The organism is Sorangium sp. So ce327 (assembly GCF_051530205.1).
In the GTDB taxonomy this organism is placed as follows: Bacteria; Myxococcota_A; Polyangia; order Polyangiales; family Polyangiaceae; genus Sorangium; species Sorangium cellulosum_B.
Genome location: NZ_CP150330.1, coordinates 2,347,893 through 2,364,313, shown reverse-complemented (window position 1 = coordinate 2,364,313; position 16,421 = coordinate 2,347,893). Strand labels below are relative to the sequence as shown.

At 70.7% G+C, this 16,421-nt stretch carries 10 protein-coding genes; 6 read left to right on the top strand and 4 right to left on the bottom strand.

Going from position 1 to position 16,421, the window contains the following annotated elements:
• Positions 1-201 precede the first annotated feature (201 nt).
• Entirely contained in the window at positions 202-1,614 is a 1,413-nt protein-coding gene (locus tag WME95_RS08895; RefSeq protein ID WP_437907989.1) for a spondin domain-containing protein, read from the top strand.
• Between the two features lie 115 nt (positions 1,615-1,729).
• On the opposite strand, the gene WME95_RS08890 is transcribed toward WME95_RS08895, so the two are convergent.
• The 4 genes from WME95_RS08890 to WME95_RS08875 form a co-directional block, all read right to left on the bottom strand.
• On the bottom strand, positions 1,730-2,452 hold the full coding sequence (locus tag WME95_RS08890; protein WP_437907988.1) for a tetratricopeptide repeat protein: 723 nt from the start codon (positions 2,450-2,452) through the stop codon (positions 1,730-1,732).
• Positions 2,453-2,466: 14 nt separating this feature from the next.
• Complete coding sequence (locus WME95_RS08885) at positions 2,467-4,725, bottom strand: 5'-nucleotidase C-terminal domain-containing protein (RefSeq protein WP_437907987.1); 2,259 nt, start codon at positions 4,723-4,725, stop codon at positions 2,467-2,469.
• Between the two features lie 322 nt (positions 4,726-5,047).
• Positions 5,048-6,082: a DUF2278 family protein gene (locus tag WME95_RS08880; RefSeq protein WP_437907986.1), complete on the bottom strand. Its 1,035-nt coding sequence runs from the start codon at positions 6,080-6,082 to the stop codon at positions 5,048-5,050.
• 597 nt (positions 6,083-6,679) lie between these two features.
• A complete protein-coding gene (locus tag WME95_RS08875) occupies positions 6,680-7,618 on the bottom strand; it encodes a LysR family transcriptional regulator (protein ID WP_437907985.1) in 939 nt (312 codons plus the stop codon).
• Between the two features lie 173 nt (positions 7,619-7,791).
• Between WME95_RS08875 and WME95_RS08870 the strand changes: the two genes are divergently transcribed.
• From WME95_RS08870 to WME95_RS08850, 5 genes are all read left to right on the top strand, one after another.
• Positions 7,792-8,703 carry an NmrA family NAD(P)-binding protein gene (locus WME95_RS08870; protein WP_437907984.1) on the top strand — a complete coding sequence of 304 codons (912 nt, stop codon included), beginning with the start codon at positions 7,792-7,794 and terminating at the stop codon, positions 8,701-8,703.
• Positions 8,704-8,842: 139 nt separating this feature from the next.
• The gene (locus tag WME95_RS08865) at positions 8,843-9,463 is read left to right on the top strand and encodes a CHAT domain-containing protein (protein WP_437907983.1); all 621 of its coding nucleotides are present in this window, start codon (positions 8,843-8,845) and stop codon (positions 9,461-9,463) included.
• Between the two features lie 117 nt (positions 9,464-9,580).
• On the top strand, positions 9,581-12,772 hold the full coding sequence (locus WME95_RS08860) for a pentapeptide repeat-containing protein (RefSeq protein ID WP_437907981.1): 3,192 nt from the start codon (positions 9,581-9,583) through the stop codon (positions 12,770-12,772).
• A gap of 494 nt (positions 12,773-13,266) precedes the next feature.
• Positions 13,267-14,667, top strand: coding sequence for a hypothetical protein (locus tag WME95_RS08855; RefSeq protein ID WP_437907980.1), 1,401 nt, complete (start codon positions 13,267-13,269; stop codon positions 14,665-14,667).
• Positions 14,664-16,394: a prolipoprotein diacylglyceryl transferase gene (locus WME95_RS08850; RefSeq protein WP_437907979.1), complete on the top strand. Its 1,731-nt coding sequence runs from the start codon at positions 14,664-14,666 to the stop codon at positions 16,392-16,394. Before WME95_RS08855 ends, WME95_RS08850 begins: the two co-directional genes overlap by 4 nt.
• The last annotated feature ends 27 nt before the right edge of the window (positions 16,395-16,421 follow it).

The window sequence follows — 16,421 nt, the reverse complement described above, 5'->3', positions numbered from 1 at the left end:
CCGCGAAACCGACCCGCCCTCCGTCGCGTAGCACCGTCAAACGACGCGCCGCGCGCCATCGCTGGTGGAGGCGGGCGCCATGCGGGCCCGCGGTCACTCCGATTTCAGGGGTGTGCCGGAGGACCGATCGCGCCACGCGGCTCGCCGCGGCGGAGGCGATCCAGGTCGCGTCATCTCAATCACCGCTTCTGGAGGATGCTTATGAAGATTCGGAATCGCGCGCTGTCGGCTCTGCCCCTCGTCCTCACCCTCGCCGCCGCTTGCGGCGACGGCGAAGGCGGCGATACCACCGGCGCCGGTGGCATGGGCGGGGGAGGCGCGAGCGGGCCCGGCGGCGGGGACGCGGCCACGAGCTTCGACGTGACCCTCGAGAACGTGACGCCCGCGCGGGATTACCGGGTGGCCAGCGTGTTCAACACGCCCGTGGGCGAGAGCATGCCCGGGCCGCTCTTCCCCGAGAAGAGCTTCGAATTCCGCGTCGGCGCCCTGCCGGGCGACAGGCTGTCGTTCACGACCATGTTCGGGCAGTCGAACGATCTGTTCTATGCGCCCGATGGCGCCGGGATCGCGCTCTACGACGAGTCGGGCAAGCCGGTGAGCGGGGACGTGACCGACCAGGTCATGCTGTGGGACGCGGGCACCGAGGCCAACGAGGAGCCGGGCGCGGGGCCGAACCAGGCGCCCCGGCAGAGCGGCGCGAACACGGGCGCTGCGGACCCGGACAACACAGTGCGGCTGGTCCAGGATGACTATACCTACCCGGCGGTCGAGGAGGTCATCCAGGTGACGGTGACGCCGGAGCCGGGCAATGAGTTCACGATCCGGATCACCAACATGTCGGAGATGGGGACGCTGATGCCCGAGGGCGGGGAGCCGGCCGCCGTGCCGCTGTCGCCGGGGCTCTTCGTTGTGCACACGATGGACAACCCGCTGTTCACGGTCGGACAGGCGTACCCCGACAACGGGCTGGAGGCGCAGGCCGAGGACGGGAACCCGATGATGCTGCACGAGGGGGCCATTCCCCGAGCGGGGTTGACCTCGCCTGTGGCGCCGGGCGTCGCGGTGGTGCACGGGTCCGGAGCGCCCCTGTTCAGGACGGGCGAGGCGGACCGGGGCAAGGGCCTCGAAATGCTGGCCGAGGACGGGAATCCGACCACGCTCGCGGGGTCGCTGGAGGCCGAGGCCGGGGCCGAGAGCGGGATCTCGTCGGTGCTGGTCTACAACACGCCCGTCGACGCCTCGACGCCGGGGCCGCTGCTGCCCGGCGCGAAGTTCAGCTTCACGGTGACCGCGCGGCCCGGCGAGCGGCTGAGCTTCGCGTCGATGCTGGGGCAATCGAACGATCTGTTCTTCGGGCCGAGCGATGCGGGGATCGCGCTGTTCGACGCGAGCGGCGAGCCGGTGAGCGGCGATGTCTCCGACCAGGTCACGATCTGGGACGCGGGCACCGAGGCCAACCAGTGGCCCGGCGTGGGCCCCGACCAGGCGCCGCGCCAGGCCGGGCCGCAGATGGGCGCCGACGATCCCAGGGACCAGGTGCGCAACGTCGATGACGGCTATCTGTATCCTGCGTCGAACCAGATGCTGAAGGTGACCATCACCCCGGCGCGGTAGCGGGGGCGCGAGCGGCAGCGCTGGCCGCTGGACCACGGCCCGGGGGTGCCGGGCGGCCGCGCAGCGCGTCTCCGCCCGGCACTGCCATGGTGGCGCCTCCTCGAGGACCTGCCGCCTACGGAGGAGCCTGCCGGTGCTGGATGGCGTGCTCGGCCTCCATCGTGTACCGGCGGCTCTCGGCCTCGTCGGGCTCGAGCCCCAGCTCACCATAACGATAGGCCATCGCCAGCGCCTGGAGCGCCGCAGGGTGCTCCCGCTCGCCAGCGCTCTCGTAGAGCTCCACGGCTCTTCTGTCATTCCTCGGCACGCCGGCGCCCGCGCGGTACGCATTGGCGAGCAGGAACATCGCGTCTGGCGACCCTCCGCGCGCCGCGATCTCGAACCAGCGCACAGCCTCCGTGGGGTCGGCCGTCACGCCATCTCCGTTCTGGCTCATCACGCCGAGGAAATACGCGGCGCTCGGGTGCTGCGAGGGCGCGGCGCGCAGCAGCACGGCGCGGGCGCGCGCCGCGTCCCTGGGGACCGATGGAAGCCCCTTCAGGTAGATCCTTCCGAGCGAGACCTGCGCCTCGACGTCCCCCTGCTCGGCCGCCCGCGCGAGTGAATCCATCCCGGCGAGGACCTCCCCGGGATCCGCGAGCGTGAGCAGGCGAAAGCCGAGCGCCCGCGCCTCCATGCCGCTCGGGGGCGGCGCCCCAGCGCGCGACGGCGGCGAGGGCGCCGCGGCGACCGTGAAGCGGTCCGCCTCGGGACGATCGCCCTCGCGCAGCCCTCCAAGGGACAGGGCGGCGGCGCCGCCCAGCACGAGGGCGCCGCCGGCCAGCACAATGAGCCGCACGGCAGGCCTGACGCTCACCGGCTCAGGTCGATGGAGTAAACCGAGAGCATCTTGCCGCTGCCGTCATCCTGCGCGACGAGCGAGAGGTTGGTCAGCCCGGCGGCCTCCGCCTTCGGGAGCGCGTTCTGCGCCGAGGTGAAGGTCACAGGGCCCGCCGTCGTGACCCGGGCGAAGCGCCAGCTGCGGGCAGAGCCGTTCTGGGCACGCGTGAGGTTCTCGACCTTCTTGATGTACAGGATGAGCACGTCGCGGTTCGTGTCCGGCGCGGCGTAGATCGTCTTCGAGCCGTCGAGGCCAGGGAAGCTGCCGCCGCCGCTCGCGCGGTAGTTGTTCGTGGCCACGATGAACTCCGCGGCCAGATCCATGGGCTCGCCGTTCCACTGGAGGTCCTTGATCCGGCCGCTGGCCTTCATCCCCGTGGGCGGGAGCGGCTGCGTCACGTCGATCTCGTACGTGATCCTGCTGTCCGTGAAGATGTCGAAGTTGTATCCGGGCATCGCGCTGTTGATGAGCGGCTGCGGCTCCGTCTTGCTCGGATCGATCTGATTGAAGCGCGTCGCGGCCCTCTCCAGCCAGTCGAGGATGTCCGCGCCGGTGACCTTCACCGCCTGGACCGTGTTCGCGTACAGGTAGAGATCGGCCGCGTTGTTGATCGCGATGCTCCCCGCCGGCACGTCGGTGTAGTCGTTGCCGCCCTGAAAGCCGGACTTGAACGGCGCGCTCACCGAGAGCACGGGCAGCGACGCGTACTGCGGCAGGTTCTCCTCGATGTAGCGGGCGACGTAGTCCGCCTGGGCCTGGTTCACGATCTGGATCGCGCTGCCGTCCCCCACGTCGGCGAACATCGACGACATCGCGAAATCGCTCGTGCCGATGGGCGTCTTGACGTAGGCGACCGTCGCCTGGTGCTCGGCGTCGAGGAGCGGCGCGAAGGAAGCGTCGGCCGCGACGAGGACCTTCGTCTTGTCCGGCTGCGCGTCGCAGAGCGTCGCGAACGCGCAGGACGCCCCCGTGCGCCAGCGCTCCATCGCATCACACGCCTCGGGGAGCCCGCCCTTGCAGGTCGTGGCGATCGGCCGGGCCTCGACGACCGTCTTCGCCTCGTCGACCGTCCAGCCCTCTCCGTCGTGGGTGAGCCCCAGCTTGATGACACCGAGGTGCTGGCCCCAGAAATTCGCCATGACCGCGGGGAGGCCGGCGACCGTGCCCGCGTCCTTGTCGACCTCCGGCAGGCTGAACTGCGCCACGGCGCTGCTCGGGTTGGGGAAGATCTGGTGCGAGTGGCCCATGAGCATCGCGTCGATGCCGGGCACCTGGGCGAGGTGCCACGCCTGGTTCTCTAGGGTGGGCGTATACGGCGAGTCGTCGAGGCCGCCGTGGATGATGGCGACGACAAGCTCGGCCCCCCGGGCGCGGAGCTCGTCCACCAGCGGGGCCGCGACCTCCTTCACCCCCTTCGTGAAGACCTTGCCGTCGAGCCATTTCTTGTCCCAGCTCAGGATCGTCGGCGGCGTGACGTCGATGAAGCCGACCTTGACCGTGCTCTCGATGGCGCCGCCGCCCGGCGCCGTCGCGGTGATGGTCTTCTCGACGAGGACGGCCTTCGGAAAGAGCGTCTCGCTCGTCTTCAGGCTGAAGACGTTGGAGTTCACAAGCGGGAACCGAGGGCCCTCGCAGCCCGCCGACGCAGCGAGATCGAGCCCGTCGACGTCGAACGGGGTGTGGGTCACCTGCGACAGAAAGGCGAGGCCGAAGTTGAACTCGTGATTGCCGATCCCGCCGACGTCGAACCCCACGTGGTTCATCGCCTTGTACATGGCCAGCGTCTCACCGCACGCGATCGGCGCGACGAGCGCCTGATAGTCGGCGAGGACGGTGCCCTGGATCGTGTCGCCGTTATCGATCAGGAGCGTGTTCGCGAACTCGTCTCGCGCCTGGTTGATCAGGGTCGCGGTGCGCTCGAGGCCGATCGACGGCTCAGCGACCAGCTTGAAGTAATCGAAGCCGAGGATGTTGGTATGGAGATCGGTGGTCTCGAGCAGCGCGAGGTCGGCCGTGGCGCCGCTCGGCGTCGCGGGCGCCCCTCCCTCGCCGCCTCCTCCCTGGTCGCCTCCGCCCTCGCCGCCTCCCCCCTGGTCGCCTCCCCCCTGGTCGCCTCCTCCCTCGCCGCCTGAGCCTGCGGAGCTGGAGGAGCTTGAGGTGCTCGAGGAGGAGCTGGAGGTCGATGCGCCTGTGCCGCTCTGGTCATCGCCGCACGCGGTCAGCGCGGTCATGGCCAGAATCAGCGAGGAAATCGACGCTACCCGTCCGACTCGACCTGTCATCGTGAACACCTTTCCGAGCGCCGCTTCGGCCGACGCCTCTCCGCGCGCAACCACCCATATCGAGTCGAGGCGGCCGAGTTTTCGCACCGATGCGCGCTCGGATCAAGGGCTACGATGAGCTGCTCGGCATGTCAACCGCACCGGAGAGGCGATGCGGCGGAAGAACGCTTGAACGGCGCGCCGTCGACCTTCCGCGCGCCGTTGCGTCAATCCGATGTACGGCTGGTAACGGTCTCGTTAACGCTCGCCGCGCGCGAAGGACGGCGTGGCATCAAAACACGATCGTCCAACCCGGATTGCTCACTTGCTGCTTCGTGTAGGACACGCCGTCGACCTTCAGCCCTTCCGCGTTGAGCAGCGTGATGAGCCCGCCCTTGTTGGAGAGGACCATCGGAGCCTGGACGACGATCGTCGTCAGCCCACCGGGCTGAAGCTCTCCGGTGAGCGCCATCTTCGATTTGGCCTTGTCGGCCAGCGACCAGCCAGCGAGGTTGATCTTCTGGTTCGACGTATTCACCAGTGTAACGGTCTCCCGTTCGGGCGTACGCGTGTCGTTCACGAGGGCGGCGACGATCCGCACGATCCCGTCGGGCTGCTCCACCGTGGGGAGCCCGCCGCCTCCACCGGCCACGTCCGACGGCGGTCCGGAGACCGGGATGTCGAGCGTGTGCCCTGTCTGGTCGTCGGTGTGCCACGCCTGCGTCTGAAACTTCAGGAAGATCGCGACCCACTGGTCCCCACGCGGGAAGTGGAGGAGGAGGCCGCCGTCCTGCCAGACACCATCATCCTTCTTGAAGCGGGCGTCGTTGCCCTGGTTCATGTGGATATCGTGGATGCCGTTGCCGGGCAGGAAGCCGAAGATCTTGTCCTTCTTCCCGTTCTCGGGGCCCCAGCGCTCCCCGAAGGCGTACAGAATCGCCGTCTCGTCCGCCATCGCCCGCTGCACGTAGTGATCGAGCTTCTCGTTGAGGTCGTTGTCAGGGCCTGGGGCGGAGAATGGCAGCGGGACGAACTCCGTCCGATCCACGAGGTTCCCCCGGATGAGGTCGAGCCCGCCCCCGCCCGGCTTGCTCTCCAGCGGATGGAAGCCCGGCTTCAGCTCGTGGATATCTTGAAGCAGCGGGTGCGCAAAATGTGACTTGACGACATATTCGACCTGGGAGCCGTCCTGCGACTGCACATTCACCGCGATGCGATAGTCTATCGTGTCGTCCACGACGTGGATCTGATAGTGCGGGTTCGCTCCCGACGCGAAACGCCTATCGATCACTGTCCCCTTCAGTACGCCATAGCTCTTCAGCGGCATGTCGCCTCCCGCATCCATCGGCTGAGCACGGCCGGTGCCCGCCTGTGAGATTGCATCAAACCCCTATTTCACTCTTTCGAATGGTGATGGACCATCCGGCACGAATCGGACGCTGTCGCCATCAGGCTCCTTGTCCAGGGTCAGGAGCTGGACCTTCGAACAGCTTGGATGTCACCTTTCCCTCTTGGCGGGGTCTCGGCGGACGCCGACGGTGCGATTCTCGTGGCCTGGGCCTGCCCCCGCGATGCAAGACCCCACGCGCAACACGTGCCCTCCCCTTGGCGCCGGTGACCGGCGGGTGTTGGATGGAACGCGCGATAGCGCGCTCTTCACCATTGCAGCCGCCTTCCTTTTCGAAGTCAAGACCGAGCTGACCGTGGACTCGCAAATTTCGCCGCCCTGTCACGCAGCGGTTTGTTTGCGGAAAGCCAGCGGAAAGCCACGGAGCTGGCGCTGGAACCCCATCCTCTCTTGAGCGGCCAATGCCGAACGCCCTTTACAGGCACATCAAATTCATCATGGATTCGCTCGCGCTGCGCAAGGAGCGCTTCGAGCGGTGTGCGACCATCGGGTGGATTTTGGCCGCGACGGATCTCGCTACTCGCGGCGGCTGCGCCCACCGCGCGCCGGGTCGGTCGCCGGCAGCTCCCCGAGGAGGTGGTCGATGCAGGTCCGGACGGCGGCCGTCAGGGCGCGATGCGCGCGATAGAGGAGGCTGACGCCGCCGGCCTCGGCCTCGTAGCCCTTGAGGACGCGGACGAGGCGCTTCGCGGCCACGTCCTCTGCGCAGAACACCTCCGGAAGCATCGCGATGCCCACGCCCGCGAGCGTCGCGCGGTAGGCGGCGGAGGACTCGCTCACATAGAAGCGGGGCTCGAAGGCAATGCGTCGCCTCCGGCGCCCCTGCCCGAGCGTCCACGTGGCCATTCCGTCCGTCGCGTGCACCGCGATGCAATCGTGACGCGCGAGGTCCTCGACCCGGTGAGGAACGCCGCGCGCCTCGAGGTAACGCGGGCTCGCATACAGCAGCTTCCGCGTCGCCCGCCAGAGCTCTCGCGCCACGAAGTCGGTTGTGTCGTCCACGTGGCCCGGGACGATCGCGATGTCGAAGCCCCCGGCGAGGAGGTCGACTCGCCGCGAATCGATCTCGAGGTCGACCGACACGCGCGGCTGCTTCGCGAGATAGGTGCAGACGACGCTCGACACCGCGGCGCCGAGGGCGATCGGCGCCACGATCCGCACGCGTCCGCGCGGCTCGCTCTGGAGCTCGCGGACGTGATGCGTGCCTCTCGTGAGGTCGTCGATCGCCCGCTCGGCGTGGCTGAAGTAGGCGCGCCCGGCCTCGGTCAGGTCCAGCCGCCGGGTGGTCCGCTCGAGGAGCCGGACACCGAGCGCGGACTCGAGCCGCGCGATGCGCCGGCTCACCGTGGAGACCGGCACGCCGCGCTCGCGGGCCGCGGCCGAGAAGCTGCGCGTCCGGACGACGCGCACGAGGAGCGCGGCGTCGTTCAGGTCCAGATCGATTCGTGCGTCCACGGCAACAGTCCCTTCCCTCCAGGCACACTAATGCGCTCCGGCAGCCGGCGCTAGGCTCGGTGACGTGAAGAAGCCCATCGTCACCGGGCCACGCGGGGCACGGAGCGCCGCGCCCGCGTGATCCCTGGGATGACCGCGCAGGGTCGCTGCGCCAAACGCAGCAGGAGGTTGTCATGATCATCGTCACTGGAGCCAACGGTCAGCTCGGCCGAGCCATCATGGAGCGGCTCCTTCAGCGCGTGCCCGCCGCTCGGCTCGGCGTCAGCGTCCGCGACCCGGAGCAGGCCAGCGCGCTCGCCGAGCGCGGCGTCCGCGTGCGCCGGGGGGCCTTCGACGACGCCGCGAGCCTGCGCCACGCATTCGAGGGCGCCTCGCATGTCCTGATCGTCTCCATCAACAGCACAGGTGAGGCCGCGGTGCGCCAGCATGAAGCCGCGCTCGAAGCGGCGCGCGCGGCGGGCGCCCGGCGCGTCCTCTACACGAGCCACATGGGCTCGAACCCGGCGTCCCGCTTCGAGCCCATGCGCGACCACGCGGCCACCGAGGCCTCGCTGCAAAGGTCGGGGGGCGCGTTCACCTCGCTTCGCAACGGGTTCTATGCGGCGTCCGCGCTCATGCTCCTCGAGCGGGCGCTCAAGACGGGCGAGCTCGTCGCGCCAGAGGACGGCCCGGTCTCGTGGACAGAGCACGGCGACCTGGCCGACGCGGCGGCGATCGCGCTGACCGACGAGGCGCGCCTCGACGGGCTGACACCGCCGCTCACCGCCGCCGCGGCCCTGGACCTCGAGGGCGTCGCGGCGATCGCCTCGGAGCTCATCGGGCGCTCGATCACGCGGGTGACCGTCAGCGATCGAGCGTTCAGGGAAGACATGGTGTCTCACGGCGTCCCCGAACACCGGGCGGACCTGCTCCTCGGCATGTTCGCGGCGAGCCGAGAGCGCGAGTTCGCCGCGGTGGATCCGACCCTGGAGCGCCTGCTCGGCCGAGCGCCGATGTCCATGCGTCGCTACCTGACGGCGCGCCTGTCACCGCCCCGCTCGGCCCTGCCGGCGGGGCACCAGGTCGGGCCGGCGAGCCAAGCGTGACACGCTGACGGCTCCGGCCCGCAGCTGCAGCCCGCCGGAGTCCACCATGCTCCGGGGGACCGCGAGCTCCCCCCCGGCATCACCGAGCCCCCGAGCTGGCCGGTAGCACCCGGGCCGGCTTTGAGAATATGCTCTCTTCATGAGCCGCGCCGCCACCATCCTCTTTCTCAGCGCCAACCCGTCAGGGACAACGCGCCTCGCGCTCGATCATGAAGTCCGGGAGATCGAGCAGCGCCTCCGTGCGTCCGAGCTCCGGGGGGCGTTTCGCCTCGAGCAAGCATGGGCGACGCGGGCGAGCGATCTGCAGGAATGCCTCCTTCGCCATCGACCAACCATCGTTCACTTCAGCGGTCATGGGAACTCTTCCGGTGAGCTGCTCCTGGAGGATGAAGCGGGACGCGCGGTTCCCGTCCAGGCCAGCGCCATCGCCACGTTGTTTCGCGTGCTGCGCCGCGATATCCGCTGCGTGCTGCTCAACGCATGCTTCTCCGAGACGCAGGCGAGGGCGATCGCAGAGCACATCGAATGCGTGATCGGCATGACGATCGCCGTGGACGATCGCTCGGCCATCGCCTTTGCGGGCGCGTTCTACCAGGCGCTCGGCTACGGGGAGGACGTCAAGAGCGCCTTCGAGCTCGGATGCAATCAAATCGGCCTGACGGGGCTCGCGCAGAGCGACGTGCCCCGGCTGGTTGTGCGCGATGGGGTAAGGTCCGAGGATGTGCGGCTGGCTGCCCCACATGACCCCGGCCGTCCGTAGCGCCCGTCGCCCCCTCCGGACCCTCCGCGCGGCGGAGGGGCCATGCCTCCAGCTTGTTGAACCGCCTTGCAAGGATACGATAGAGTGGACGTGTAGCGGGCAGGGGCACCAGCAGCATTGGCCACCATCCTCTTCCTCGGCGTCGAAGCGAAGGACGAGCCAGGCCTCCGCCTGGAGGAGGAGATCCGTGAGATCAGCCGCCGCCTGAGGTCAGGTGGGCACGGGCATCGGATCCAGCTCGCGCAGGAGTGGGCCGTCCGCGCGACCGACCTCCAGGACTGCCTGCTTCGCCACCGTCCCGCCCTGGTCCATTTCAGCGGCCGCACGGACAGTGCAGGACGCCTCGTGGTCGAGGACGGGCAAGGCCACGGCGCTCCTCTGGACAACGACGCTATCGCGAACCTCTTCTCCATCCTGAGGCGCCATGTTCGTTGCGTCGTCCTCGCCGCCGGCGCCTCTGCCGACGTGGCTTACCTGATCGCGCGCCACATCGACTGCGTCGTCGGGATGAGCGCGGCGCTCGCCCGCGAAGCGACGATCGCCTTCTCGGGGGCGTTCTACCAGGCCATCGGGTTTGGTGAGAGCGTTCAGACGGCGTTCGAGCTCGGCTGCAACGAGATCGATCTGAGGGCGCTGGCTCACGCTGACGTGCCCCGCCTGATCCTCCGGGAGGGCGTGAAGCCCGAGGAGCTCCGCCTGCTCGATCCTCAGGCCGACGCCGCGCTGAGCCCGCCGCCCGCGCCGGAGCCGGCGACCGCGCTCCACCCTCTGCCGACTCCACCGCTCTTGCGGGAGCGGTTCTTCGGCAGGACCGACGAGCTCGATCGCCTTGGGAACCTCCTCGCGAAGCTCCCCGCGGGCGCTCCGACCACGGCCGCGGCGCGCGCGCCGCTCCTGGGAATTCGCGGGATCGGCGGCTCCGGCAAGACGGCGCTCGCGATGCGGTTCGTCGAGCTGCATGCCATCGCTTTCCCTGGCGGTGTCTTCTGGGGCGACGTGGGGACCAACCGCGACGCGGGGGAGCGCGCGACGGACATGGCGCCCCGCGAGGTCCTGCGCATGACGCTGGGCAAGTGGCGCGCTGAGCTCTGCGCCCGCTCGACCGAGGAAAGCGCCCTCGAGCCGCTGCTCGGGGCGCTGCGCGGGCAGATCGCGGCCAGATCCGCGACGCTCGGCCGCTGCTTGCTCGTGCTCGACAACCTCGACACCGAAGAGGTGCTGAGCCTCATCCTGGATGCCTTCCCGGCGGTGCCGATCCTCTTCACGACCCGTTCGCTCGACATTGCCGCACGCGAGGGCGCGACGTTCCTCGATCTGAGGGGGCTCGCGCGGAGCGCGAGCAAGGAACAGCTCGCCTTCACGCTCGGAGCCAACGATCCGAGGCTCGCCGGCATCGACCCGACCCTCGACTACATCGAGGATCACGCGCTCGCGATCAAGCTCCTCGCCGAGTCGATGAGGGCGCGCCCTTCGCTCACCGGGGACGAGGCGCTCCGCGTGTTGCGTTCCACGCCTCGCTCGAAGAGCAAGCGCGCGGCGACGCTCCGCCTCTCGCACATCCCGACGTCCTTGAAAGATTGCTTCCGACTCTCGATCGACCGGCTGCCACGGGGCCCGCTCCGCCCCTTCCTCATCGCCGCCGCCTCCCAGTCGCCCATCTCGTTTTCGCTGGATGCTGCCCGGTACACCTCGGGGGCGCCGAGCGCGGAGCGCGCTCTGGAGCTGGCCGAGGCGCTCTGCGCGCGCGGGCTCCTGGAGCGGGTCGACGGCGATTCGTCGCAGGACGAGACGCCGGGCCCGCGGTACCGGATGCACCGGCTGCTCCGGGACTATCTGCGCGAGGTGCACGGCCGGGAGGGGTTCGGGTGGATCCCGCCCACCTGGGAGATCGCATCGCTCGCGCCGCTGCTGATGCGCACCTCACTGTCGCTTTCAGCCGGACTCGCCAACTACGATTTTCGACAGGAACAGTATTTCCTCCTCCTCGTGCGTAACAATCGCTACCGGCGCGCGATGCTCCGACGAGAGTGGGATGGGCTCGCCGCCGGGATCTTCCGGCGGATCGCCGCTCGCTCGCAGGAGAGCGTCCGAGGCAGGCTGTCTCGGCTCTCCGATCTGCTCGACGGAGCCGACCTGCCCGGCTTGCGGCTCGAGCGGCTGATGCTCGACGAAGCCTCCCTGAACGGTGCGAGGCTCGAGGGCGCCGACCTCTCGGGCAGGGAGCTCCGGCGCTGGCCATCGGCCCGTGAGGTAGGCGCGACGCTGGGCGCGATGGTCCTGGAGATCCTCGGCGCCGCCCTCCTCATCTGGCTATCGGGGGCGACGGTGACCTACGTGCGTGGCTCCAGGGGCGGCTTCGTCGCCGGCGACCTGGTCACCATCGTCCTCGCTCTCGAGGCCGCCGTCGCGCTGGTGTTCCCGGCGAGGCGGCTCGCGAGCCTCGCCGTTCAGGGAGGCCTCCGCCTCGACGTCTGCACGGTCGACCAGCGCCGCAAGGCCGAGCGCCGCGGCACGTTCTACGCGCACGCCGCCCTGCTCCTCCTGCCTCTCGCCGGCCCGGTCGTGGCCTCCGCAGCGTTCTCCGCCTTCAAGTACGGGTGGGCCGCGAAAGCTCTGGCCATGCGCGGACTCGCGGTCGTGTCACTCGGGCTCTGCGGGTTCGCCATCGCGGGCCTGGCCTCGTTCTTCTCGACGGTCATGGCCCACATGCAAGTGAAAAGCGAATTGGTCGGCGGACTCTACAGGCGGGTCTTGCATGGCCTCTTTGTCGCGATGCTCGTGGCCATGCCGACATGCACGATGCTGACACCGGGCAGAGATTCCCAGGCTATCGGCAATGCCTGGTTGAGCGCGCTCATCGTGCTCCTCGTGGGCACACCCGCGTTCCTCTACCATGCATCGCGAGATCCTGAGATCCCACCGCGGCTCCACTCCGTGCGGACCACCTATCTGCGCCGCGGCGACCTGCGCGGCGCCAACCTGCGGCGCGCGGCGCTCTGCTGGGTGCGGCTCAACGACGCGGACCTGACGGGCGCAGACCTGACCGGCGCGGATCTGTTCCACGCAGACCTGACCGGCGCGGCGTTGACCTCTGCGAACCTCACCGGCGCGCGGCTGGAGGGGGCCCGCCTCACGAACGCCGACCTGCGCGGCGCGCGCCTGACGGGGGCGGACCTCAGTCAGGCGGACCTGGAAGGCGCATTGCTTGACGGTGCCATTCACGGCGTCACCACCCGCTGGCCCGTGGGCTACACGCCGCCGGCCGCATCCAGACCACCAGATACCTCGGTGGCGGGGTACTTTGGCTGAAGGTGGGGTCTTTTGAACCGCCAAGGGGGGCTTAGCGTTCGGTCCAGGCTTGCTCACCCCTCCGATGCCACCGACAGCCCGTAAGGCAGCTGCGCGCTCGACCACGGGACGCAGATCAGGGGTACGGCGATGCGAGCAGCATGACGCCCCGGTGGTCGGCGAGCAGCGCCTGGAAGGCGACCTGCCCCAGGTTGTCGTTGACCGCTGCGGCCACCGGCAAGGTGAGTGAACCGGCGAGCCGAGCGCGGCCGGTCGCAGCGGCGGGTCGAGCGCGGAGAGCCCCTCTTCTTGCGGGACGGACGCGATGGCGGGAACGCCGAGCACCGGCTCGCACACAAGGCTCCATCGGTCACCGCTGGATCACGGCGATCTTCGCGGGGAGATCTTTTGGTACTGTGGTCACAGGCGCCTCGCCTGCCTGATGCGCGCTCGCTCGATCGAGCAGGGCGCACCGTGTCGGGCGTCGCGCGCCTGACGGGGTTCGAGGGAGGGGCATGCGAACCAAGGCCTTCATCGAGAGAGCGAACTTCCGTGCTGTCGCGCTGCTGGCGCTCCCGGCGCTCGGCGCGTGCGGCGCGGAGACACCGCCGTACGACGACCTGCCGCTGCGCGACGCGCTGAGCGCCGCGCCGGAGGTCCTCGCCGCCTTGCCGGAAGAGGTCCTGCACGACGTGGCGGTGCGGCTGGAGGAGGCGCACGGCGAGCAGGGGGACGAGACGGCGATCGACGGCGCGGAGATCGCGAGCGTCCCCGCGCTGGTCCGCAACGCGGACGCGGCGCGGGGCGAGGTGGGAAAGGACGCGATCGTCCTCGGCGCGCTCGAGCCGTCCGAGGATGGGTTCGTGCTCCGCTCGGTCACGCCCGTCGCGGGGAGGCACGGCCCCGAGGCGCCGCTCGATCGATCCGCGCCGGCCCTCGCGGGCCCGCCGGCGTCGCCGGAGACCGCTCCGCTGGAGGACGCGGCGCTCGGCGGCCGGGCGGGCGAGATCCTGGCGGAGCTCGCGCGGCGCGCGGACGCGCAGGCCCTCGTCCGCGTCACCGGCCTGCCCGCGGGCGTCGTCGCCCAGGATCACACGGTGTACGTCAACGCCGCGTGGCTCGTCGCGCTGAGCGCCCTCTCGCCCAAGGACGCGCCCGCGCTCCCCACCCCCTCGGACGGCGCCGCGAGGCCCGCGTGGCCCCGGAGCGAGCCGCGATCCGTGCGCTTCAACCCCTATCACCTCCCCTCGTCCGTCGCGGAGTGCGCCGCCGAGGTGCGGGACGTGTGCACCTGCGCCGTGGCCGGGCAGTGCGAGCACGACCGCACCGACCCGACGTTCGCGGACGCGCAGGCAGAGTGCTCCTGGGTCAACGCCGGGGCGCTGAACGCCGAGGCGCTCTGCGTCCTCGCGCTGCTGAGCGTCGACGGGGTCAAGGAGTGCGTCCTGTCCGCGGGCAGCGGCGCGTGCGCCGCGCTGCCGATCGCGGGGCGCGACGGCGCGCTGGCGTTCGCCGGGGACGAGGGCTGCATGGCCCTGCTCGACCGCTGCCTCCAGTACGGCAGCCCGACGGTCCCGGCCGTCACCCCGAGCGCGCCCAGCGGCACGTCGGGCGGGGACGACTGCGGCAGCTGCGGCGGCGGCTGCGACAGCTGCAACGAGGACGTCGCGGGTTGCAACCAGAACTGCAGCGATTGCAACCAGAACTGCAGCGATTGCAACCAGAACTGCCGCGACTGCAACCAGAACTGCAAGGACGGCGATCCCTCCACCGGCAGCAACTCGAGCTGCAAGCTGAGCGCCGGCCGGCGCGATCCCGGAGGAGGCCGCCCGGGCGCGCCCGTGCCCCTCGGCGCCGCGTTCTGGTTGCTCCTGCCCGCGGGTTACATGCTGCTGCACATTCGGAGGCGGCCGTGAACCGGGCGGTGATGCTCTGGCTGGAGCGCCACGGCCTGCCGCCGTGGCTCGCGCCGACCTACACCGTGATGGTCGCCCTCGCGGGGCTCCTCGGGGCGGCGGCGTTCTTCTGGCTCGTGCGCAGGGATCGGGGCGACGTGGCCGTGGAGGGCCGGGCGCTCCTCTCGGGCTACGTCGCGGCGCTCCTGGGCGGCTACGTCTTTGAGGCGCTGCGCGCCGCGCCCGAGGCGCTCGCGAGGGGCTCGTGGGGTCCGATGCTCCACGCCGGCCGCGCCGCCTACGGGGGCCTCATCGCGGGCGTCGCCGTGGCCGGCCTGGTCCTCTACCGCCGCGGCGCGGCCGTGCTCCCGTTCCTCGACCGGCTCGTGCCCGGGCTCGGGCTCACCTACGCCTGCGTGCGCACCGGGTGCTTCCTCGCTGGGTGCGACTATGGCCGCGTCACCGGGGGCGCGCTGGGCGTCCGGTTCCCTGCCGGCAGCCCCGCGGCGGCGGACCACGCGGCGGCCGGCTGGGTGCCCCTCGGCGCGCCCAGCCTGCCCGTGCACCCCACGCAGCTCTACGAGGCGGCGCTCGGGGCAATGGCGAGCGCGCTCGCCGCCCTCTGGCTCGTCCGGGGGCACCGGGACGGGCGCACGTTCGGGACATGGCTCGCGCTCTACGCGGCGGGCCGGTTCTTCATCGAGCTCCTCCGCGGGGACGCCGGGCGCGGCGTGTACGGGGGGCTCAGCACCGGCCAGCTCGTCTCGCTGGCGCTCCTGCTGGGGCTCGCGGCGGCCGTCGCGCTCGCGCGCCGCGCTCGCAGCGCGCGGCGCGCCGCCGCCGTGGCGCCCGCGCTGGTGGCGCTCGCCTCCCTGAGCCTCGCCGCGGGCGAGGCCGCGGCCCAGCCATACGCGCCGCCGCCCGCGGGCGGGTATCCCGCGCCCTACCCCTACCCGCCGCCCTCGGGCGGGTATCCCGCGCCCTACCCCTACCCGCCGCCCTCGGGCGGGTACCCCGCGCCCTACCCCTACCCGCCGCCCGCGGGCGGGTACCCCGCGCCCTACCCCTACCCGCCGCCCGCGGGCGGGTACCCCGCGCCCTACCCCTACCCGCCGCCCGCGGGCGGGTATCCCACGCCCTACCCCTACCCGCCGCCCGCGGCGGGCGGATACCCCGCGGCCCTCCCTCCCTCGCCGGCGGCTGCCGCGCAGCCGCAGAGGGGCGCCCCGGATACGTCGCCGGAGCGCGCCGCGGAGCAGCCCGCGACGGGTCATCAGGCCGAGGCCAACGCGCGGCGGATGGCGCTCTCGCTCGGGATCTCCGGCTACTTCGTGCCGGGGCGCTTCGCGGTGAAGGACGGGATGTCCGTGGATCTCGACGTCCTCGCCCGCCTCCGTCTGAGCGAGGCGCGCCGCTTCGAGGTCGGCGTCGAGCTCCGGACCGTCTCGACCACCGACGTCAACCAGCTCGCGGTCGGCGTGCCGCTCCGGCTCGTGATGGGGGTCGGATCGCACGTCGAGATGTCGGTCGGGATCACGCCGGGCTACCACCGCATCTTCTTCGACTCTCCCTACTTCGAGAGCGTGGGCGCCTTCGGCGCTCGCTTCGGGTGGGGGATCCAGTTCCCGATCACCTCGCACCTGTTCCTCGGCTTCTCGCCGCTGAGCTTCCTCGTGCTCGCCTCGGACGACGTGGACGCGCTCGTGGCGTACGAGCCCGGGCTCTGGGCCGGCGCAGGATTGCTGTGACAGCCGTCGCTGGACCTGCCGGCAGCT

What these genes read in the sequence shown, in the direction of transcription:
- WME95_RS08895 (WP_437907989.1), top strand. Translation starts at nt 202, where the DNA reads ATGAAGATTCGGAATCGCGCGCTGTCGGCTCTGCCCCTCGTCCTCACC.
- WME95_RS08885 (WP_437907987.1), bottom strand. Translation starts at nt 4,725, where the DNA reads ATGACCGCGCTGACCGCGTGCGGCGATGACCAGAGCGGCACAGGCGCA.
- WME95_RS08880 (WP_437907986.1), bottom strand. Translation starts at nt 6,082, where the DNA reads ATGCCGCTGAAGAGCTATGGCGTACTGAAGGGGACAGTGATCGATAGG.
- WME95_RS08870 (WP_437907984.1), top strand. Translation starts at nt 7,792, where the DNA reads ATGATCATCGTCACTGGAGCCAACGGTCAGCTCGGCCGAGCCATCATG.
- WME95_RS08865 (WP_437907983.1), top strand. Translation starts at nt 8,843, where the DNA reads ATGAGCCGCGCCGCCACCATCCTCTTTCTCAGCGCCAACCCGTCAGGG.
- WME95_RS08855 (WP_437907980.1), top strand. Translation starts at nt 13,267, where the DNA reads ATGCGAACCAAGGCCTTCATCGAGAGAGCGAACTTCCGTGCTGTCGCG.